Here is an 18,958-nt window from a genome sequence, read left to right on the forward strand (position 1 = left end):
GACCAGGACGTTGATAGGTCAGGTGTGGAAGCGCAGTAATGCGTTAAGCTAACTGATACTAATTGCCCGTAAGGCTTGATCCTATAACAGGTGTGTCTTCCTTCCGATGTGAAGAGAAGATCGCACAGGTTGAGATCATGTGTTGTGCCAGAAACAACACAACCCCAATTGAGCAACACCTCTTTACGCTTCTTCCCGATTGGCTGTGGCGCCAGGTTGAACCAACCCGCGCGACGCAGCAACCCGTCATGCCTGATGACCATAGCGAGTTGGTCCCACCCCTTCCCATCCCGAACAGGACCGTGAAACAACTCCACGCCGATGATAGTGCGGATTGCCCGTGTGAAAGTAGGTAATCGTCAGGCTCCTTATGCTGTAAAGTCCAGAACCCCGGTGTCTCCGAAAGAGAGCCGGGGTTCTGGCGTTTACGGGTCTGAAATGCGCGTGCGCGAACGACAACGGCATTCACATCACACCGCTACCGATAATTCACGAAGTTGATGATGTCGTTGAGGAACCACGGGAGAATCAACTGCGTATCGGGATAACTGGTCCCGACGGTGAGCCGCGGTGGTTTTGACGCTGCTCCACTGGCCGATCCACCTCCGGCGCCATGCAGCATATAGCTCTGCGATTCGTCTGAATTCGCGGATGTCGATGTCGATGCGCAGCCCGCGACGAACACGACGAGGACCGCTGCGAAGCAAACACGCTTCATGATGCTGAACTCCCACAACGTTATTTTTCCCGTAGCGCGCTATCGGCAATCACCGCTGCAAGACGGTGTGCCGCATCTTTCATCTGCGCGCTGCTAAATCCACCAAAACCCAGAACCAGCCCCGGACGAGCGGTGCCGGGCGCAAACATCGGCGATACCGCGCGCACCGCCACGCCCGCCTCGGCCGCGAGCTGAACGACGCGCTTATCGTCCAGACGGCTCGCCAGCCAGAGCACCAGGTGCATGCCTTGATCGCCGGGCTCGACCCACGCAAGATCGTCGGGTAACAGGGCTTCGAGTGTTTCGATCAAGCCTGACCGGTGTTCCGCATAGACATTGCGAACCTTGCGTATGTGCCGCTCGAGGTGGCCTTCCGCCATGAACGCGGCCAGAACGTGCTGATCGGCGGTGGGTGCATGGCGGTCCATGAGTACCCGCGCGCCGCAGAACGCATCGACGAGATTGCGCGGCACCACGACATAACCGAGCCTCAGCGAAGGAAACAGGATCTTGCTGAAGGTGCCGAGATAAACCACGCGGTCCGGATCCAGTCCCTGAAGCGCGGGAAACGGATAACCCTCGTACCGCACTTCGCTATCGTAATCGTCTTCGACGACCCAGGCGTTGCTGGCGTGCGCCCACGCGAGCAACGCCGTGCGCCGCGCCATGCTCAACGGCATGCCCAGCGGGTACTGGTGTGACGGCGTGACGAACGCCGCGCGCGCATGCGGCGCCATACGGATGCCGGCTTCGACGTCGAGACCTTCGGCGTCGACCGGCACGCGCACCATGGCGTCGGGCGAATGCGTGCTCTCCAGTACGGCGGTCACGCCACGGTACGCGGGGTTTTCGACCCACGCCTGATCGCGCGGACCGAGCAGCACCTGGCTCGCGAGAAAGAGGCCCTGCTGCGTCCCGCTCGTCACGATGATCTGATCGGCCTCACAGCGCACCGACCGGGATTTGCGCACGTAACCCGCAATCGCCTCGCGCAACGGTAGCGCGCCAAGCGGATCGGCGTAGCCCGTGGGCGCGCCCGGTCCTCGCGCCCGCAAGCGGTTTCCAAGGCGGCGCCAGATGTCGCCCGGCGCGGTCAAGTCCGTGGGCACGGAAATGGCGAACGGCACCGGGGCCAGCGGCCTGAATTCCCGCGCGATCTGCGCGAATGCCTCTGCTCGCTCGGGCAGGCCCGGCGCCGCCCTCTGTGCCACCGACTGCGGCGCCACGCCAGGCGCGTTGGCAGGCGGCGGCTCGGCCAGCGCCTGCGCGACACGCGTCCCTGCGCCGGCTTTCGACTCGAGAAAGCCCTCCGCGACCAATTGCTCGTAGGCCTCGATCACCGTACCGCGCGCGACCTGAAGCGAAGCGGCCAGCGAACGCGTTGAAGGCAGCGCATCTCCGGCCCTGATATCGCCTTTGCGCACCGTGTCGCGCAACGCCTGCGCAACCTGGCGGCTCAGATTGCCGGCGGCCCGGTCCAGTGCCCCGAGCGACGGCATTTCAGCGACACGCGCGGTTCTCGCCATGATTCTGGCTCATCAAAAATGCAACAAAGTGGATCTACAGGATAAACCACTTTTCGGTCACACTGGGTCGATAGCCGCTTCATTCGCTCAATTGCGCCAACCGCCACAGCCGAGATATCCGCATGTACGTACCTGCCCATTTCGCCGAAACCCGCAAGGAAGTCCTGCACGCGAGCATTGCCCAACATCCGTTCGGCACCCTGGTCACGCACGGGAAAAGCGGGCTCGACGCCAATCACATTCCGTTCGAACTCGATGCGGGCGAAGGCGAGCTGGGCGTGCTGCGCGCTCACGTCGCCCGTGCCAATCCCGTCTGGCAGGATGTGGCGAACGGCGACGAAGTGCTCGTGATTTTCCAGGCGGGTGACGCCTATATTTCGCCGACCTGGTACCCGAGCAAGCACGAACTGCACAAGCAGGTGCCGACCTGGAACTACAGGGTCGTCCACGCGCACGGACGCATCACGATCCTCGACGACGAACGCTACGTGCGCGGCGTGATCGGCCGCCTCACGCGCACTCACGAAGCCTCGCAGCCCAAGCCCTGGAAGATGGCCGACGCCCCGAAGGATTTCACGGACGCCATGGTCAAGGCGATTGTCGGCGTGCAGGTCGAGATCACGCGTCTCGTCGGCAAGAGCAAGCTCAGCCAGAACAAGGAAGCGCGCGATATTCGCGGGGCGGGCGAGGCGCTGCTCTCAGGCGGCGAGTCGCCGATTGGCGAAGCCATGCTCGACGCGCTCGCGCAGAAGTCGCAATGACGCGTCGCGCATTGCCTGGAATTCATCAGGGGAACTGAATGTACTCATCGACCTTCATTTTCCGGGCCGGTCAGTATGACGAAGAATTTCATCGCCTCGACCAGCAGATTGCAGAAGCGGCGCGCGTCATTCCAGGCTATCTGGGCGAGGAAACATGGGAAAACGCCAGCGAAGGCCTGGTCCAGAACGTCTACTACTGGGAGTCGGAAGAGGCGCTGTTGCAACTGATCCGGCATCCCGTTCATGCCGAAGCGAAGGCCAGGCAGGCGCGCTGGCTGGAGGGCTATCGGGTCGTGATCGCCAGGGTCATGCGCGAGTACGGCGATGGGCGCATTGCGATGCGTAATCAGGACCACCCCGCGGACCACGGCGAGGACCATCCCGCCTGAGCACACGCGTGCCGGCTTCACGCCGCAGCAGCAGGCCCACGGCATGGCAAACGCTCCATCCCTCCATTCTTTACGCACGGCTTTTTCTCCTGCGACGGCGCAAGCCTGCCATCGGTGCGCTCGCGCTGCGCGCAGGGGGCTGCCGCCAGGTTCCCCGCGTTGCGTTCGCTGGCGCACAAACGCGGGTATATTGGGCGGGCATGATTGACCGACGCACCGCTACGCCCGCAGCGCGCCAGAACCCGCGAAGCGCGCGGCGGCTTTCGCTCCCGGAGAGAGCCGCGATGATCTTTCGCCAGCTTTTCGACCCCGTATCGTCGACTTATACCTACTTGCTCGGCGACGCCGAAAGCGGCGAGGCGCTGCTGATCGACCCCGTCTACGAGCATGCGCCGCGCGACCTCGCGCTCTTGCAGGAGCTGGGCCTGCGGCTACAGGCGACGCTCGACACCCACGTGCACGCCGATCATGTGACAGGCGCGTGGCGGCTGCGCGAGCGTTGCGGCAGCCGGATTGCGCTCGCCGGGGTGGTTGGCGCCGAGGGCGTGGATCGCCCGCTGCGGCATGGCGATCGCGTGGCATTCGGCAAACGCCACGTGGACGTGCGCGCCACACCCGGCCACACGAGCGGCTGCCTCACCTATGTGCTCGACGACGAGAGCATGGCCTTCACCGGCGACAGCCTGCTGATACGCGGCTGCGGCCGCACCGATTTTCAGGGCGGCAGCGCGGAGCAGCTTTTCGCCTCCGTGCGCGAGCAGATCCTCACACTGCCCGACGACTGCCTCCTTTACCCGGCGCACGATTATCGCGGCATCACGGTGACGAGCGTGGTCGAGGAGCGGCGTTTCAATCCGCGCCTGGGCGGCGATGTCGATCTCGGCGACTTTGCCGGCTACATGAACAACCTGAACTTGCCGCACCCCAAGCTGATGGCCGTCGCGGTGCCCGCCAACCTGCGCTGCGGCCAGCCCGAAAACGCGGCCCCGATCGAGGCGACGCCCGACTGGGCGCCGCTCACGCTGCGTTTTAGCGGCGTTTGGGAAATCGAGCCCATGGCGTTGCTGGAGCATGCGGCCGAAATGCAGATCGTCGATGTGCGCGAGGCGCCCGAGTTCATCGATCGCCTTGGCCACCTGCCCGATGCGAAGCTGGTGCCGCTCTCCGAACTGACGTCGCGCCTCGACGAACTCGATCGCGAGCGGCCGGTCGTGGCGGTCTGCCGCTCGGGCGTGCGCTCGGCCCAGGCCAGCGTGCTGCTGACCAAGGCGGGCTTTGACAAGGTGGCGAATCTCGCGGGCGGCATGCTGCGCTGGAAGGCCGAGGGACTGCCCGTCGCGCCGTGCAGTCCTTGAAGGAGAGAACATGGCAGCCCACGACTTCGCGCAGTTTTCCTGGGACGAGCAGGAGGACGTCAAGGCTGTGCTTGCGAGCCGCGGACGCGAACTCCACGAGTTCACGATCACGGACAACGGCGCGGCGGCCCCCGAAGGCGGCAAAGCGGCGATCAGGACAATTTCCGTAACGCGTATCGCCAACGGCAAGACGGCGACTTACGAAACCGACCACTTCGCTCCGTGGCTCACGGATTTCGACGAGGCCTTGCAGGCCGGCGAGTTTGACGACTGAATGCGACTGGCGGATTCAACGGGTGAAGCCACGAGCCTGCGCCGCCGTGCAACGGCCGTCATAAACCGCGTGCTACGATCGAGCACACTCCACTTCGATCTATGCGAGCCATGGCGACGTTGTACGACCTGCTGAATGTACGCGACGACGCGAGCGACGAGGAAATCAAGCGTGCCTACCGCCGCGCCGCGATGAAAGCGCACCCCGACCGGAATGTGGGGCGCGAAGTGCACGCGCATGTGCAGTTCCAGGAAATCAAGGAAGCGTACGCCATTCTTTCCGACCCCGAACAACGCCGCGTCTACGACGCCGTGTATGCCGAGGAGATCACGCGCCTCGCGCGCGAGCAGGAAGAAGAGGCGCGTGTGCGCGAAGCCGCGCGCGAGGCGGAATATGCGCGCCACGTTGCGCTTGCCATGCGCTTTGCCGAACAGGGGCACAATCGCGACGTGGTGTTCGGCGTGCTGCTCGGCCGCGATTGCGAAGCGCAACTGGCGCGCCGCATTGCCGACGGTGCGATCGCGCTGCATGCGTCGCGCCAGGCGCAGGCCGACACAACCGCGCCGCGCCCATCCGGCGAACCGCAAGCGGAGGCTGAACCTTCGCATGCGAATATCTTCAGCACGCTCTGGCACGGGATGTTCGGGCTCCACCCCTGATGGCGAGCATGCGTCAATCCAGCGGCGCGGCCAGCGCGCGGCGATACCACGCATGGAAGTGCCGCATGCCGTCCTCCAGCGGCGACTGATACGGCCCGGCGTCGCTCACCCCGCGCCGGTGCAGGCGCAGGCGTCCCGCGTCCATGCGCTCGGCGATTTCGTCGTCTTCGATCATCGTTTCCAGATAGGCGGCGCGCTGCGCCTCGATGAATTCGCGCTCGAACGCCGCAATATCCTCGGGGTAGTGGAACTCCACCACGTTGAGCGTTTCCTGCGGGCCCTTCGGATACAGGGTCGAGACGACGAGCACATGCGGATACAACTCGATCATCTGCGTGGGGAAATACGCGAGCCAGATCGCGCCGAAATCGGGTGCTTCGCCGCCGCGATAATCGAGCAGCCGATCGTGCCACGCGCGATAAATCTCCGAACCCGGCTGCGCGAGCGCGGCGTGCACGCCCACGCGCTGCATGCTGTATGTGTCGGCGAATTCCCAGTCGAGCGTTTCGCAGGTCACGAAGCGTCCGAGCCCTGGGTGAAACGGCGCGACGTGATAGTCCTCCAGATACACCTCGATAAAAGTTTTCCAGTTGTAGCGGCAGGTGTGCGTTTCCACGTGGTCGAGCACGTAGCCCGAAAAGTCGAATTCGGGCCTCGCGAATACGCTTGCCATGTCGCGCGCCGGCTCGCGCGGACCTTCGTAGAGCAGGCCGTGGCAATGGTGTAGCTCGAAGCGTTCGAGATTGCGGCAGGGCTTGCGCTCGAACTCGGGCGCGCCGATCAGCTTGCCGCCGCCATCGTAGGTCCAGCGATGCAGCGGACACACGATGTTGCCGCCCGTCGCGGCGAGATTGCCGCCGTCATGGCCTTCCACGCCGCCCAGCATGAGCGCCTGGCGGTGGCGGCACACGTTCGAAAGCAACTGCACGCCACCCGCGCCGCGCACGAGCACGCGGCCGCCTTCGTCCTGCGGCAGCCGCCGCCAGTCGCCGGGCTCGGGCACCGACTGCTCGTGGCCCACATACTGTGCCGAGTGCGCGAAAATGCGCGCCATCTCCCGCTCGAACAGCGCCTCGTCGAAATAGGCGCTCGCGGGCAACTGCGATTGCGCTTCGTCCGTGTCCGGCGGCAACGCGAGGTGCGCGAGGTCACTGATATCGTTCATCGATTCATTCCGTCCCGTTCTTCATGCTGTTGCGCGCCGCGCGCGAAGCGTCCTCAGGCTTCGAGCGCGGCGTCGTGTTGCGCCTGGAGGCGTTCGATGCGCGCTTGCCGCGTGAGCCGCGGGCAGGTGCTGCACATCTCGCCGTCGCGGCGGCGAAAGTGGTAGCAGCAAGTCCGGCGATCGAGCGCGAGCGCGCGAGCGCGGTTGGCGCATTCGAATGCGAAGTAACCGCCAAGGCCTTCCAGTCCGAGCGCGCCCAGCCACTGCCGGCCAAGCGATTCGACTTGCGCGTCGCTCCATTCGGGTCGCGCCTTGCGTGCCGCAAGCAACGCGGCGAGCACGACGTCGGCCTGGGTGCCGCGTACGGCGACCGTATTCAGCCGGATCACAGGCGCGAGTTCGTCGTGCATCTGCGCGCAGCACGCGGCAATCTCACGCGCGGCGTGTTCGATCAGCGCGGACGTTTCGCCTTGCAGTGGCGCGTGGTCTCGCAAGCGCACCTCACTGGTCCAGCCGTCGGCAATGGGCTGTTCGATGTTCTGTAGCGAGAGCGCGGCGCCCGAGGCGTGCACGCCAATCACGCTCAAATAAAGCGGCTGCCAGATGAGGATGCCCCAGCAGCGCGACGACCAGTAGGCGCGTCCCGCCTCCGGGTACGCATGCGACCAGTAAGTGAGCAGGGCGTCGAGCGCCGCGCGATTTCCGTCGTCGCCACGCGGCGCGGGTCGCGCATGCACGAACGCCTGCGCGGGTCGCGCAAGCTCGCGCGAGGCCACCTCGCCGCGCAAGCCCGGCACGAGCCGCGCGGCGAGGTGAAGCATGTCTTCGAGCGCGCGGTTCGCCGCCATGCTTATGCCGCGATCGCTTGCGCGCGTACGCCATCGGCCGCAGGCACATCGGGCAATGCGTCGGGCAAAGCGTCGCGCAACACGTCGCGCCTGCCCGCGAGCGGATTCTGGAGATTGCCCGCCATCTTCAGGTTGCCCGCGGGATCGGCGAGATTGACCATTTGCAGGTTGTTGCCCAGTTGCAGGCGATTCAGGCACGAGTGCAGGAACTCGGGCGCGAACAGGTCGTATTCGGCGTATTTCCCCGCGAACTGCGGATGCTCGGCCTGATAGCGGGCGATGCAGCGCGCCACGGCGTTCCAGAACACGTCTTCGGTGCAGCAGCCGTGCTCGACGAGAATCTGGTTCATATAGCGGAAGAAGCCGTCGAACACGTCGATGAAGATCGCGAGCAGTTTCACGCGCTCGGGCACATCGACGGCGAGCCGCTTGACGGTCTCCGGCAGTTGCGCGTCCTTGTTCAGGATGGCTGATTCTTCCGCGATGTCCTTCATGATCGCGCGCACCGGCACGTGATTCTCGAGCACGAGAATGAGATTCTCGCCGTGCGGCATGAACACGAGATCGTGCGCGTAGAAGCAATGAACGAGCGGCGCGAGATACGCTTGCATGTAGCGTTCGAGCCATGCCTGCGCGCCGAGCCCCGACGCCTCGATCAACGCGGGCAGCAGCGCCGCGCCATGACGGTCGGTATGCAGCAGCGCGGCCATCGTCATGAGCCGCTGGCCCTCTTGCGCAAGCGCGAGCGGGTTCTCGCGCCATAGCGCGGAAAACATCTTCTTGTAAGGACTGTCCGCTTGCACCGCGGCCTCGTAGTAGCGATTGCGAAAGCCCATCGAAGCCACTTCGCGCAGGATGGTGAAACCCTGGTCGCGCAGATACGGATCGCTTGCGACCATCCCCTTGATGAAGTCGTTGATGGCGGGCGTGCCCGACATGTAGTAAGGCGAAAGTCCGCGCATGAAGCCCATGTTGAGGATCGACAGCGAGGTCTTCACATAGCGCTTCGAGCGGTCGGAGAGATTGAAGAACGTGCGGATCGATTGCTGCGGCAGATAGCGGTCGTCGGCGTAGCCGAGGCAAATGATGCGGTTCGTCGCCACGTAGGCCGCAAACGCGATGGAGAGCTTGTTGAACCACTGCCACGGATGCGCGGGCATCAGGCGATAGTCGTCGAAGTTCGCGCCGCGCGCCTCGACGGTCGTGCGAAAGCGCGCGATGGTCTGTGCGCCGAGTTCTTCTTCCATCAACTGCTCGTAGTCGAGGTCGGCCGCGCTGTGGAAGGCGGCGTTTTCCTTGTGCACGGCCAGCCACACGACCTGGATGGGCGAGCCCGCCTCGGGGGCGAACGCACGATAGTCGCCCGCGTCGAAGCCCAGACGGCCGTTATTGGCAACGAAGCCGGGGTGGCCTTCGCTCATCGCCGTTTCGACGGCCTGGAAATCGGCGTACAGCAGCGCCGGTGTGTCGGGGCCTTCCTTGACGGCCTTATAGGCCGCGCCGTATAGCGTGCTGCTGATCTCGTCGAGGTAGATCGGCAGCATTTCCTCCTTGATGCCAAGGCGCGCCTTCACGTCGAGAATGAAAGCGAGCGCGTCGAGCGGTCGTTGCGTGCCTTGCTCCTCGCACACGATCGTTTCGGCGCGAATGCTCCAGTGGCGCAGCGCGAGCAGGCGTGCTTCGAACGAGTAGACGCGGGTGCCGTCGTCGGATTCCAGCGCGTAACGCGCGTAGTTCTCGCCGGGCGCATCGCCCACGCGTCGAGGTTCGACGATCAGTTCGTGCGCGTATTCGGCAATGGCTTTGCGCACCAGCATGCGATTCGCGTGCCGCCACACTTCGGGGGTGAGATGGGCGGCGGCTTCGGCCGGCGTCAACAGCGTGTGTTGCATGGAGGTTTGAGCGGCGAATTGATTCATGACGATGAGTTCCCTGGTGAGGTTAGTTATCCTGCGCAATGGCGGCGTAAAAATCGGCGCGTGTGCAAAACGCAAGCGAAGCGGTTTTCTCGCGGAACGTGACGTCCTTCGCGTAGGTAAAGCCCATCGCGCGGTTCAGCGCGTGTATGCGCGTGTTGCGCGAATCGGGTTCGACGACGATGCGCCGCGCGCCGAGCCGCTCGAACAAAAACATCATGAGCGACTCGAAAACGCGCCGCGTATAGCCCGGCGTACGCGTGGTGGCGGGGCCCACGAACAGGTGCATGCCGATGTCGCCTGCACACACGTCGTAGTGCTCGCCCACTTCCTCGTGAACCGGGTCGTAGCTTTCGAACAGGAAGGCAGGTGCGCCGTGCTGCATGCCGAGCCAGGCCTGCGCATGACCGGAATCTTCGATATCCTGATAGAACACGGCCACTTCCCGCACGCTCTTGTCGCGCATGTTCCAGAACGCGGCGCGTTCCTCGATGAACCAGCGGTGCAGCGTGGGCGCGTCGCGCTGCGCGTCGAGCGCACGGATGTGAAAGTCACGGTGCGCGACAAGGCGCGTGGCCGGGGCATGACGCAACGCGATTTCATCGGCGGCGATATCAGTTCGCACGGGCGGTGACTCCTGTTTCGGCAAGGGGGCTGGAAAGCGGCGCGCCTGCGGCGCGGGGGGGCACGAGCAGCCAGAGGCTGGCAAGCGCGGTGACGACGAGTCCTGCCGAGGCGATGAAGAACGGCGCGCGCAACCCGGCTTCGTCGACAATGGCGCCCGCCGCGAACGACGCAAGCAGCACGCCGAGGTTCTGGAAGAAGTTGATGACGCTGTAGTCGGCGGCATACGAAGCGGGCGTGCTGAGCGCGAACATCGTCACGTCGAGCTTCACGACGATCTGGAACAGCGCCCAGCCGAACATCACGCGGCCCACGATGATCCACAGTGGCGCTTCCACGCCTTGCAGCAGCATGCCCACGGTGCAGATGAAGAGGTTCGCGAGCATATGGTCGGGCACGCGCTTGCCAAGCCCGGCGAGGCGTTTGTTCAGGCGCAACGCGAACAGCGCGACCATGCCGGGAATGGCGAATACGAGGCCCGGCACCAGTTCTCCGGCCGTGTGCGTGACGGCCTGCCAGTACGACGCCATGAACGGACGGATCAGGTAGACGCAGAAGTCGAACGCGAGCATGAGCAGCGCAAGCCGCAGGATCGGCATGCGTTCGCGCAGCCCCCGCTTCGTCATAGGCGCCGCGCCTTCGTTGGCTTCGTCCGCAAAGCGGCAGCGCCGCGCAATGCCATGCGAGCGGATCAACGACAGGCAGATGGCCATCTGCACGAAATCCCCGGCGGCCATGGCGAAGATGCAGTGGTGCGCGTCCCACACCTGCATGACGAAGCCGCCTGCCACTGCACCGGCAATCGCGCCGAAGTGCACCACCACCGAAAGCACGCCGATGGTGTGCGCGTGCGACGCCTTCGGTTCGAGCCGCATCATGTACGGGTACATCAGCAAGTAGCTGCTCTTGCACATGAACATGGCGAGCGAGAGCACCCAGAAAAGCGCCACGGTGGGGGCGAAATAGCTCGCCACGGAGAGCACGCCCGCGGCGCACTGCGTGTACACGAGCAGATGCATGGCGTCGAGGCGCTTCGCGATGCGCGCCCAGAGCGGCAGCGTGAGCATCACGACGATCGAGATGAACGCCACGTAGGCGCCCGCATGCACGGGGCTCGTTACGCCATAGCGCGCCGCGAAGAACTGCGGGTAGAACGGAATCAGAATCGCGTCGCTGACAACGGCGAATGTCGTCATCAAGATGATCGTGCTGCGCAGCCTCATTGCGCCTCCAGCGGAACCTTCACGAACGCGTCCGTGTCGGGCACAGAGAAGTCTTGTAGCGCGATGCGCCGTTCGATCTTGTAGTGCTCCACGCCGGTCAGCTCGCGCAGGATGCACGAGTTGCGATAGCAACTCATGCCAAGGTCCGGGTTCGTGAGGCCATGGCTGTAAAGGCCCGCATTCTGCACGAATATCTCGCCCCCGTTCACGTCGATGGCGTAGTTGCGCGAGAGCCGGTAGCGCCCCTTGTCGTCCCAGCGTATGCGCTCGCGAATGCCGTCGATGAAGCCCGGCACGTTCTGCCCGTAGCCGGTTGCGAAGACCGCGGCTTCGGTGATGTGCGTGTACTGCACGCCTTCGTCGCGTTGCACGAAGTGCAGGTGAAAGCGGTCGTGCGCGCCGTCGTGATGGCAGGCGGTCAGCTCCGAGTTCGTGATGAGCCGCGCGCTATGGCAGCCGCGCCCGCGCCGGTCGTCGAGCAGGTCGTAGATCTGGTTGATGAGCGAGGCATTCACGCCCTTATAGAGGCTGTCCTGCTTCGCGATGATGCTTTCGCGCACGCCGTCGGGCAGGTTGTAGAAGTAGTCGATGTAGTCGGGCGAGATCATTTCCAGCGTGAGCTTGGTGTTCTCCATCTGGAAGAAGCGCGGCGACCGCGTGATCCACGTGAGCGTGTAATCGTGCTCGTCGCTTGCCTTGAGCAGGTCGTGGAAAATCTCGGCGGCGCTCTGGCCGCTGCCGATCACGGCGATCGAGCGCTTTTGCTGTAGCTCGCTCTTGCGCGCGACGTAGTGGGCGCTATGGATGCAGCGCTCGCGCAGCGTGTCGCAGCACGGCGGCAATTGCGGCACGGAACCCACGCCGATCACGAGCCGCGCCGCGCGATGCATGAACGGCTGGCCGGTGCGCACATGGCGGCCGCGCACCACGTAATGCCGCTGCTGCGCGTCGTATTCCACGCTCTCCACGTTCGAGCCGAACGCAATGCTCGAAAGCTGCCTGATCGCCCATTTGCAGTAGCGGTTGTATTCCGCGCGGCTCAAATAGAAGCGCTCGCGAATGTAGTACGCATAGAGCTTGCCCTCCTGCTTGCAGTAGTTGAGAAAGCTGAACTTGCTCTTCGGGTCGGCGAGGCTCACGAGGTCGGCCAGAAACGGGTTTTGCAGCGTGGTGTCGTCGATCAGCATGCCGGGGTGCCAGTCGAAGTCCTCGTTGCGTTCGAGGAACAGCCCGTGCAGATCGCGTATCGGATCGGCCAGGCACGCGAGACTGAGATTGAACGGCCCAAGGCCGATGGCGATGAAGTCGAGCACCGGCGCATGCGCGCCGGATACGACGTTAGTTCTACTCATGATTGAACTTTCACTTGGGGCCGAAAGGACCATGTTGAGATACCTCATCGAAGGATGAAGAAGGCGAGGACGTTCACGAGCCCGTTCGCGCAACCGTTTGCGCGGGCGGGTAGGGATGCGATGCGAATGAGAGTGATTCGCGTTTGAGGATCATAGGTAAGTCGCTCGCCGATGGCAAGGGTGAATCGGCGGTCGATGAGGATATCGAACTATCGTGCCTGCCCAATGCGCATAGCACGCGGGCACGGCCCGCTGCGGCAAAGCCCCGCGCGGGCGGGCGGGGCAGGGGATTGGCGGTGCTTGCGAACCGTGTATGGCGCGCGAGCGCTTTGGCGAATTTTCGTGCCAAATCCTCAGACAAGAAACCCTGTGGCTAGCAGGGGATAGATGCGCGGTGACTCAAACGCGCGTGGCCGCTGACGTACACTGCCTGCGGGACATGGCGCAAGACAGCGAGGAGCGAGGCAAGTGATGACGAATGCGACGGTGCGCGACAACCGGCACGATCACTGGCTTGTCGCGCGTCGCGATGCGGAAACGGGCATCGAGGGCCTGCGCGCGCATTTCGGCGGCCACGCCTACGATCCGCACGATCACGACGACATGCTGATCGGCTACACCGAGCAGGGCGTCCAGCGCTTCCAGTGCCATCGCTCGCTGCATACGAGCGTGCCCGGCCGGGCGATCCTGATCGAGCCGGGTGCGCTGCACGACGGCCACGCGCCCGAGCCGGGCGGCTTCACCTATGCGATGTTGTACCTGCCGCAACCGTGGGTCGAGCGCGCGGCGCGCCGCCTCGATCTCGCGGGCCTGGGCGGCGTCGAGTCCGCTTTCGGCAGTACGCTCGTGGACGACCCCGGTCTCGTACATGCCATTCGCCAGGCGTTCCTTGCCATCTACGGCAACGAAGGGCGCCTGGCACGCGACCAGGCGCTCGACCGTCTGCTCGCGCGCCTGGGCGGCCAGTTGCTCGACGCCCCCACGGCGGGCAGCCTTGCCGCGCCGCCCGCCGTCGCCCGGGTGCGCGACCTGCTGCACGAACACATGAGCGCGAACATCGGGCTCGACGAACTCGTTGAAATGACCGGCATCGACCGCTTCCGGCTCACGCGCCTGTTCCAGCGCGCGTTCGGTACGTCGCCTCACGCGTACCTGGTGCGCTTGCGTCTGCGCGCGGCGCGCAGGCTGCTGGCGGCGGGCCACACCCCGGCCCAGGTCGCCGCCGAAGTGGGCTTTGCCGACCAAAGCCATCTTGGCCGCTGGTTTCGGCGCGCTTACCGCATGACGCCGGCAACCTACCGGCGCATGTGCACGAACGCTCCGGAGTAACCGGGCGCCAAGTCGCACCTTGCTGATGACCTTGCCGATGTCGCGCCGCGCACGCGGTTCGAGGGCTTCCTCCACTTCGTTTACTTCGCATGCGAATAAATATAAACTTCGCATGCGAACTGTTTAACGAGGTGGCGTTCCTGTGGAGCGTCGTCCCAATTTTGGAGCCAAGGCAATGACCCAGGAAATCAAGGTGGCGCTTTCGGACGGCGTACTGATCGCAACCCTTTCGCGCCCGGACAAAAAGAACGCGATCACGAACGAGATGTACGGCGCGCTGGCCGACGCCGTGGCGAGGGCGAACGAGGACGACGAAATCCGGGTGCTCCTGATTCAGGCCGAAGGGGACACATTCACGGCCGGCAACGACATCGCCGAATTCGCCGCGCAGGCCACGGGCAACGGACCCGACGAGCGCCATGTGCTGCGCTTTCTGCGTGCTTTGGCCACGGCCACGGTGCCGGTTGTGGCCGCCGTGCAGGGCAAGGCCGTGGGCGTGGGCACCACCATGCTGCTTCACTGCGACTACGTGCTGCTTGCCGAAGACGCGCTACTGATCACGCCGTTCGTGAACCTCGCGCTCGTGCCCGAGGCGGCGTCGAGCTACCTGCTGCCGCTGCGTATCGGCCATGCGAGGGCCTTCGAAATGTTCGCGCTCGGCGACCCCGTTCCCGCCGACGCGGCCGTGACGTGGGGAATGGCGAACAGGATCACCGGCGTGGCGGAACTGCACACGGAGGCGCGTCGCATTGCCGGGAAACTGGCTGCGCGACCGAATGGATCGCTCACGGCAATGAAGCGGCTGATGCGTGACGCCGAGCGGCTGGTCACGCAGATGGACGACGAAAGCGCCGTGTTCGTGGAGCGGCTGGCAAGCGCGGAGGCGAGGGAAGCCTTTATGGCGTTTGCCCAAAAGCGCCAGCCCGATTTCACGAAGATCGTTCGGCAGTCATCGCGCCCTCGGTGATTATTCGGAGTCCTCGTCGACGGCGGGAAACTTGTCCTGCAAGCTGCCCAGCCAGCGGGCCACGACATCGATTTCAGAAGCCGTGAAGCCCTCCGTGAGCCGCGCGTTCAAGTCGGCGAGGCCCGATTTTGTGCGCTTGAGCGCGGTGCGGCCATCCTTCGTCAGCCACAACCGCGACACGCGCCGGTCGGTCTCGTCGGCATGACGCTCGATGAGGCCCGCGCGCTCGGCACGATCGACCAGGCCGCTCATGCCCGGCGCCTTGAGATCGAGCGCGGCGGCCGCCTCATTCGTCAAGGCCCCGTCGTTCTTCGCCAGAAAAAAGAGCAGGCCGGCCTGCGCGGGCGTGACTCCGCCGGCGGCCGTGCGCGCCTGCGACCATCTGTGCAGGCGCCGCTGGCCGACGTTCAGCAGATAGACGAGCCGATGATCCATTCCCAGTCCCTCGAAACGCGTTCGCGTGCCGCGACGCTCATGAAATAATGATTCGCATGCGAATATTATCATGCGCGCTTCGGGCCGGACCCTCAGTGACGGTGCCCCGACGGCGGTGCGCGATGATGAGGCGGATTCGGATGATGGCCGCGGTCATGGGCGTCGTGCCCGTCATGCCTGTCGTCGGACAGGTTGCCGCCAAGCGCGGCTCCCGCGCCGCCGCCCAGCGCCGCGCCAACCAGGCCGCCCGCGCTGCCGCCCATGGCGTTGCCCACGGCGGCGCCCGCGCCCCCGCCAACCGCGCCGCCCACCACCGCGCCGGTGCGTTCGTGATGGTTCGACGTAGCGGCCGCGCCAACACCGCCGCCCACCGCACCGCCCACGATCTCGCCGGTGCCGCCACCCACCGCGCCGCCGATCGCCGCGCCCGCTACGCCACCAAGCGCGCCGCCCACGGCGTTATTGAGCCCGCTTGCGAACGCAGGCGTGACGGAAGCGGCCACCATCGCCGCCAGGACCACACCACCCGTTATTTTCTTCCACATGAGCCTTCTCCCTCTCAAAGTGACCGATTCGTATGATTGATGTGAGGTCGCTTACGAAGAGGGAAAAGAGGCGAGCTGTCGCACCATTGCACGCAGTATGCGCGCGCAAGGGCGAGGTGGCCGAAATGCAGGGACAGAAAGCACTGCGAAGTGAATGGAAGCCGCCACGGCTTGATCGAGTCAGGCAACGTGGCGGCTGAATAACGCCTTGCGCAAAGCTCAAAAGACGGGCGCCGCCTTGAACTGCGGGCGCAGCAGCAAATAGAAAGCGGTGGCGTGCGTAATCGCCAGCAAGGGCACGTAGATCACAGGAATCGCGTACATCGCGCCGAGTTCGCCCGCATGGGCGGGCAGATCGGCCTGAATGGCGTGGTAGTAGTCGAGGATGAGGTCGGCCGCGCCCACGAGATTGAAGGCGACGACGAACGACCAGAAGAGGGCGCGTATGCGTGCCGTGAGCAGCGCCAGCATCGCGAGCAGGCCGGTCGCGAGATCGCCATATGCCGCGAATACCGCAAAGCTTGCGGGCAGATCGGGACTCACCACGCCGGGCAACATGAAAACCAGCCCGAAAAAGCGGAAGCTGTGCAGCGTGGCGATGGCGCGCTGCGCATCGAACGGGTCCATCGACTTGAGCCGTGGCCAGATATACGCGCCAAAGCAAAGCAGCCAGGCGACGTAACCCAGAACGAGATGCAACTGGAAGAGCAGCTTCGGCGACATGTGGCCTCCTGAGGAAAGTGGTCCGGCGTGGATGCGCTCAGGCAAGCGCAAACGCAAGCGCAAGCGCAAGCGCAAGCGATCAGCCGCTGCGCCGCCGGAGCAACTGGCGCAGCGAGAGCACGTGCAGCAGGATCGAGCTCGGCACCACGAAAGCCGGCGTCAGCACATAGGGATACGCGCCTGGGTTAAAGGCGGGCATGCCTGTCGCGATCAACTGGAAGCGGCCAGGTGCGGTGATCATGCCGAGCGTGAGCGCGACGGCGAAATCGGCGAGGCCGAAGAGATTCCACGCGATCGCGGTTCTGCGTCCCTGCGCCGTGCCGCTCGCCACCGCAATCGCCGCGGGAATGGCGAACAGACCGGTCAGCACGTCGCCGATTCCCGCCGGCAACGCGAAAATGCCGGGCGCCACGCCATGCAGCCACGCGGCGATCGCCCAACTGCCGAATATCCGGTAGAACTGGAGCGCGACGAGCCAGGCCGCCGGCGTCACGTCGAGCACCTGCGCCACGCGCTTAGAGACCAGCAGCAGCGGCGTGCAGAGGATCACCGGCAGAAAGATCGCGAGCGGCAGCCACGGCACGGGCGGCGGCGCTTTGGCGAGCAGAAAAACCCCGTGAATCGCGGCGCTCCACGCAAGCGCGAACCAGAGCGTGTGCGTGAGCACGACCGCAAGCCAGGTCGCGAGGCGCTGGCGCGGCGCGAGGTCCGCGCGTTCGAGGCCGAGCCACAGGCCAACCGCGATCAACGCCTGGGCGATCAATTGATGCGCCGTCGTTTGCACGCCGCTGCCCGGAATGACCGGCAGCCAGTAAATCAACGCGATCCATAGCAGCGTGGGCGGGGCGATCCAGAACAGGCTGCGCCAGGCGGGCGGCGGCGCAGCGATGCCGGCGGGAACAGCGGGAGTGTTCATCGTGTGCTCTCCAGATGAGTGCGCGACGTCGCGCTCGCTCGGCCGGCATGCGCGAGCCGGTTCGCGAACGCTTCCCGGGGCATCGTGCGCTGCGAATTTCGTCACGCCTGACTGGCACGCCAGGTGTACCATCGATTCGCGCGAGCGACTATTCATCACAACGTTGACGGGCCATGAAGCAGAACTTCACAGTCAGGCAGGGTGCGCTCGATGGCGTGGAGGCGTTCCTGAGCGTGGCCAGGCATCGCAGTTTTCGCAAGGCGGCGGCCGAGCTCGGGGTCACGCCGTCGGCCATCAGCCAGGCGGTGCGTGTGCTCGAAACGCGCATCGGCGCCGCGCTTTTCGTCCGTACGACGCGCAGCGTCGGCCTGACCGAAGCGGGCGAGCGGTTTCTCTCGCGCGCCAAGCCCGCCTTCGAAGAACTGGTGGCCGCAAGCGAGGTGGCGCGCGATCTCGGCCAGCGCCCCTCCGGGCTGTTGCGCTTGTCCGTGCCGCGCGCGGTCATCCCGATCCTGCTGGAGCCGCTGGTCGCGTCCTTTTGCAAGGCGTGGCCCGAAGTCGAGGTCGAGATCGCCGCGAGCAAGGAAGTGGTCGATCTCGCGGCCGAAGGTTTCGACGCCGCCATTCGCCTGGGCCAGTTCGTCGCCGCCGACATGGTCGCCGTGCCGATGACGCCGCCGTTTCGCCTCATCGTGGTGGGCAGCCCCGCGTACTTCGAGGAGCACCGCCCGCCGCGACACACCGACGATCTGCGTCATCACGCATGTTTGCGCTGGCGGCGCTCGAGCGGCGCGCTCGCGCTCTGGTCGTTCAACGACAACGGCGAGGCGCTCGAGATCGCGGTGAGCGGACCTTTCATCGCCAGTGACTTTCCCACCATGCTCGGCGCGGCGCTCGAAGGCGTGGGCCTTGCCCAGCTTCCCGCGCCGCTGGCCGCCGAGGGCTTGCGAGCGGGCAAGCTGGTGGAGGTGCTGGACGCGTATGCGCCGGTCATGCCGGGCGTGTTTCTCTGCTACCCGGACCGCCGCCAGATGTTGCCCAAGCTGCGCGCCTTCATCGACCACGTGAAGCGTCGCCAGACGGGCGATTCGGGCATGGAAGCCAAAAAGGAAGCGGGGCGCGGCGGTGGCCGTACGCGATAGCGGCGCCTTTATGACTCGAACGGATAAACGTATCGGATTTGCTTCGTTGCCAGGCGGCGTGCGGGCACGTAGATTGAAGCCATTGCTTACC

The 18,958-nt window shown here is 64.9% G+C and carries 19 protein-coding genes and 2 rRNA genes; 10 read left to right on the forward strand and 11 right to left on the reverse strand.

Annotated features, from left to right (window positions below):
- Nucleotides 1–83, forward strand: a 23S ribosomal RNA gene (locus C7402_RS35075); the annotation flags it as partial.
- A gap of 168 nt (nucleotides 84–251) precedes the next feature.
- Nucleotides 252–365 (forward strand): 5S ribosomal RNA (rrf, locus tag C7402_RS35080).
- A gap of 373 nt (nucleotides 366–738) precedes the next feature.
- On the opposite strand, the gene pdxR is transcribed toward rrf, so the two are convergent.
- Nucleotides 739–2,244, reverse strand: a complete 1,506-nt coding sequence (pdxR, locus tag C7402_RS35090) for a MocR-like pyridoxine biosynthesis transcription factor PdxR (RefSeq protein ID WP_116613834.1) — start codon at nucleotides 2,242–2,244, stop codon at nucleotides 739–741.
- Between the two features lie 122 nt (nucleotides 2,245–2,366).
- On the opposite strand from pdxR, the gene C7402_RS35095 reads away from it, so the two are divergent.
- The 5 genes from C7402_RS35095 to C7402_RS35115 all read left to right on the forward strand — a co-directional run bounded on the left by C7402_RS35095 (nucleotide 2,367) and on the right by C7402_RS35115 (nucleotide 5,682).
- On the forward strand, nucleotides 2,367–3,005 hold the full coding sequence (locus C7402_RS35095; protein WP_116613835.1) for an FMN-binding negative transcriptional regulator: 639 nt from the start codon (nucleotides 2,367–2,369) through the stop codon (nucleotides 3,003–3,005).
- 38 nt (nucleotides 3,006–3,043) lie between these two features.
- On the forward strand, nucleotides 3,044–3,394 hold the full coding sequence (locus C7402_RS35100) for an antibiotic biosynthesis monooxygenase family protein (protein WP_116613836.1): 351 nt from the start codon (nucleotides 3,044–3,046) through the stop codon (nucleotides 3,392–3,394).
- A gap of 284 nt (nucleotides 3,395–3,678) precedes the next feature.
- Nucleotides 3,679–4,749 carry an MBL fold metallo-hydrolase gene (locus C7402_RS35105; RefSeq protein ID WP_112176722.1) on the forward strand — a complete coding sequence of 357 codons (1,071 nt, stop codon included), beginning with the start codon at nucleotides 3,679–3,681 and terminating at the stop codon, nucleotides 4,747–4,749.
- A 10-nt stretch (nucleotides 4,750–4,759) separates the two neighbouring features.
- Nucleotides 4,760–5,023: a hypothetical protein gene (locus C7402_RS35110; RefSeq protein ID WP_112176721.1), complete on the forward strand. Its 264-nt coding sequence runs from the start codon at nucleotides 4,760–4,762 to the stop codon at nucleotides 5,021–5,023.
- A gap of 110 nt (nucleotides 5,024–5,133) precedes the next feature.
- On the forward strand, nucleotides 5,134–5,682 hold the full coding sequence (locus tag C7402_RS35115; protein WP_116613837.1) for a J domain-containing protein: 549 nt from the start codon (nucleotides 5,134–5,136) through the stop codon (nucleotides 5,680–5,682).
- Between the two features lie 13 nt (nucleotides 5,683–5,695).
- Here C7402_RS35115 and C7402_RS35120 read toward each other — a convergent pair whose 3' ends face one another.
- From C7402_RS35120 to C7402_RS35145, 6 genes are read right to left on the reverse strand one after another with little or no spacing between them, the layout of a single operon-like run.
- Complete coding sequence (locus C7402_RS35120) at nucleotides 5,696–6,847, reverse strand: aromatic ring-hydroxylating oxygenase subunit alpha (RefSeq protein ID WP_116613838.1); 1,152 nt, start codon at nucleotides 6,845–6,847, stop codon at nucleotides 5,696–5,698.
- 53 nt (nucleotides 6,848–6,900) lie between these two features.
- Entirely contained in the window at nucleotides 6,901–7,695 is a 795-nt protein-coding gene (locus C7402_RS35125) for a siderophore ferric iron reductase (RefSeq protein WP_116613839.1), read from the reverse strand.
- A gap of 2 nt (nucleotides 7,696–7,697) precedes the next feature.
- Nucleotides 7,698–9,614 (reverse strand): IucA/IucC family protein, encoded by a 1,917-nt coding sequence (locus C7402_RS35130; RefSeq protein ID WP_116613840.1) that lies wholly within the window; start codon nucleotides 9,612–9,614, stop codon nucleotides 7,698–7,700.
- Nucleotides 9,615–9,636: 22 nt separating this feature from the next.
- Nucleotides 9,637–10,236 carry a GNAT family N-acetyltransferase gene (locus tag C7402_RS35135; protein ID WP_116613841.1) on the reverse strand — a complete coding sequence of 200 codons (600 nt, stop codon included), beginning with the start codon at nucleotides 10,234–10,236 and terminating at the stop codon, nucleotides 9,637–9,639.
- Nucleotides 10,226–11,458 carry an MFS transporter gene (locus tag C7402_RS35140; protein ID WP_116613842.1) on the reverse strand — a complete coding sequence of 411 codons (1,233 nt, stop codon included), beginning with the start codon at nucleotides 11,456–11,458 and terminating at the stop codon, nucleotides 10,226–10,228. The genes C7402_RS35135 and C7402_RS35140 overlap by 11 nt, the downstream gene beginning before the upstream one ends.
- Nucleotides 11,455–12,810, reverse strand: coding sequence for a lysine N(6)-hydroxylase/L-ornithine N(5)-oxygenase family protein (locus tag C7402_RS35145; RefSeq protein WP_165842066.1), 1,356 nt, complete (start codon nucleotides 12,808–12,810; stop codon nucleotides 11,455–11,457). The genes C7402_RS35140 and C7402_RS35145 overlap by 4 nt, the downstream gene beginning before the upstream one ends.
- A gap of 471 nt (nucleotides 12,811–13,281) precedes the next feature.
- Between C7402_RS35145 and C7402_RS35150 the strand changes: the two genes are divergently transcribed.
- Both C7402_RS35150 and C7402_RS35155 read left to right on the forward strand, forming a co-directional pair.
- Nucleotides 13,282–14,139, forward strand: coding sequence for an AraC family transcriptional regulator (locus C7402_RS35150; RefSeq protein WP_116613843.1), 858 nt, complete (start codon nucleotides 13,282–13,284; stop codon nucleotides 14,137–14,139).
- A 175-nt stretch (nucleotides 14,140–14,314) separates the two neighbouring features.
- Nucleotides 14,315–15,106 (forward strand): enoyl-CoA hydratase, encoded by a 792-nt coding sequence (locus C7402_RS35155; protein WP_116613844.1) that lies wholly within the window; start codon nucleotides 14,315–14,317, stop codon nucleotides 15,104–15,106.
- Here C7402_RS35155 and C7402_RS35160 read toward each other — a convergent pair whose 3' ends face one another.
- From C7402_RS35160 to C7402_RS35175, 4 genes are all read right to left on the reverse strand, one after another.
- Nucleotides 15,107–15,541: a MarR family winged helix-turn-helix transcriptional regulator gene (locus C7402_RS35160; protein ID WP_112176712.1), complete on the reverse strand. Its 435-nt coding sequence runs from the start codon at nucleotides 15,539–15,541 to the stop codon at nucleotides 15,107–15,109.
- Between the two features lie 92 nt (nucleotides 15,542–15,633).
- Nucleotides 15,634–16,086: a hypothetical protein gene (locus C7402_RS35165; protein WP_116613845.1), complete on the reverse strand. Its 453-nt coding sequence runs from the start codon at nucleotides 16,084–16,086 to the stop codon at nucleotides 15,634–15,636.
- Between the two features lie 219 nt (nucleotides 16,087–16,305).
- A complete protein-coding gene (locus tag C7402_RS35170) occupies nucleotides 16,306–16,809 on the reverse strand; it encodes a hypothetical protein (protein WP_116613846.1) in 504 nt (167 codons plus the stop codon).
- Nucleotides 16,810–16,888: 79 nt separating this feature from the next.
- Nucleotides 16,889–17,725 (reverse strand): MFS transporter, encoded by an 837-nt coding sequence (locus C7402_RS35175; RefSeq protein ID WP_116613847.1) that lies wholly within the window; start codon nucleotides 17,723–17,725, stop codon nucleotides 16,889–16,891.
- Nucleotides 17,726–17,898: 173 nt separating this feature from the next.
- Here C7402_RS35175 and C7402_RS35180 point away from each other — a divergent pair, with 173 nt between their 5' ends.
- Nucleotides 17,899–18,867 (forward strand): LysR family transcriptional regulator, encoded by a 969-nt coding sequence (locus tag C7402_RS35180; RefSeq protein ID WP_116613848.1) that lies wholly within the window; start codon nucleotides 17,899–17,901, stop codon nucleotides 18,865–18,867.
- Nucleotides 18,868–18,958 lie beyond the last annotated feature (91 nt).

The organism is Paraburkholderia unamae (assembly GCF_003096875.1).
Lineage (GTDB): Bacteria > Pseudomonadota > Gammaproteobacteria > Burkholderiales > Burkholderiaceae > Paraburkholderia > Paraburkholderia unamae.

Excerpts from the sequence above, each read along its gene's own strand:
- pdxR (WP_116613834.1), bottom strand. The coding sequence starts at position 2,244 with ATGGCGAGAACCGCGCGTGTCGCTGAAATGCCGTCGCTCGGGGCACTG.
- C7402_RS35095 (WP_116613835.1), top strand. The coding sequence starts at position 2,367 with ATGTACGTACCTGCCCATTTCGCCGAAACCCGCAAGGAAGTCCTGCAC.
- C7402_RS35100 (WP_116613836.1), top strand. The coding sequence starts at position 3,044 with ATGTACTCATCGACCTTCATTTTCCGGGCCGGTCAGTATGACGAAGAA.
- C7402_RS35105 (WP_112176722.1), top strand. The coding sequence starts at position 3,679 with ATGATCTTTCGCCAGCTTTTCGACCCCGTATCGTCGACTTATACCTAC.
- C7402_RS35110 (WP_112176721.1), top strand. The coding sequence starts at position 4,760 with ATGGCAGCCCACGACTTCGCGCAGTTTTCCTGGGACGAGCAGGAGGAC.
- C7402_RS35115 (WP_116613837.1), top strand. The coding sequence starts at position 5,134 with ATGGCGACGTTGTACGACCTGCTGAATGTACGCGACGACGCGAGCGAC.
- C7402_RS35120 (WP_116613838.1), bottom strand. The coding sequence starts at position 6,847 with ATGAACGATATCAGTGACCTCGCGCACCTCGCGTTGCCGCCGGACACG.
- C7402_RS35125 (WP_116613839.1), bottom strand. The coding sequence starts at position 7,695 with ATGGCGGCGAACCGCGCGCTCGAAGACATGCTTCACCTCGCCGCGCGG.
- C7402_RS35130 (WP_116613840.1), bottom strand. The coding sequence starts at position 9,614 with ATGAATCAATTCGCCGCTCAAACCTCCATGCAACACACGCTGTTGACG.
- C7402_RS35140 (WP_116613842.1), bottom strand. The coding sequence starts at position 11,458 with ATGAGGCTGCGCAGCACGATCATCTTGATGACGACATTCGCCGTTGTC.
- C7402_RS35145 (WP_165842066.1), bottom strand. The coding sequence starts at position 12,810 with ATGAGTAGAACTAACGTCGTATCCGGCGCGCATGCGCCGGTGCTCGAC.
- C7402_RS35150 (WP_116613843.1), top strand. The coding sequence starts at position 13,282 with ATGACGAATGCGACGGTGCGCGACAACCGGCACGATCACTGGCTTGTC.
- C7402_RS35155 (WP_116613844.1), top strand. The coding sequence starts at position 14,315 with ATGACCCAGGAAATCAAGGTGGCGCTTTCGGACGGCGTACTGATCGCA.
- C7402_RS35160 (WP_112176712.1), bottom strand. The coding sequence starts at position 15,541 with ATGGATCATCGGCTCGTCTATCTGCTGAACGTCGGCCAGCGGCGCCTG.
- C7402_RS35165 (WP_116613845.1), bottom strand. The coding sequence starts at position 16,086 with ATGTGGAAGAAAATAACGGGTGGTGTGGTCCTGGCGGCGATGGTGGCC.
- C7402_RS35170 (WP_116613846.1), bottom strand. The coding sequence starts at position 16,809 with ATGTCGCCGAAGCTGCTCTTCCAGTTGCATCTCGTTCTGGGTTACGTC.
- C7402_RS35175 (WP_116613847.1), bottom strand. The coding sequence starts at position 17,725 with ATGAACACTCCCGCTGTTCCCGCCGGCATCGCTGCGCCGCCGCCCGCC.
- C7402_RS35180 (WP_116613848.1), top strand. The coding sequence starts at position 17,899 with ATGAAGCAGAACTTCACAGTCAGGCAGGGTGCGCTCGATGGCGTGGAG.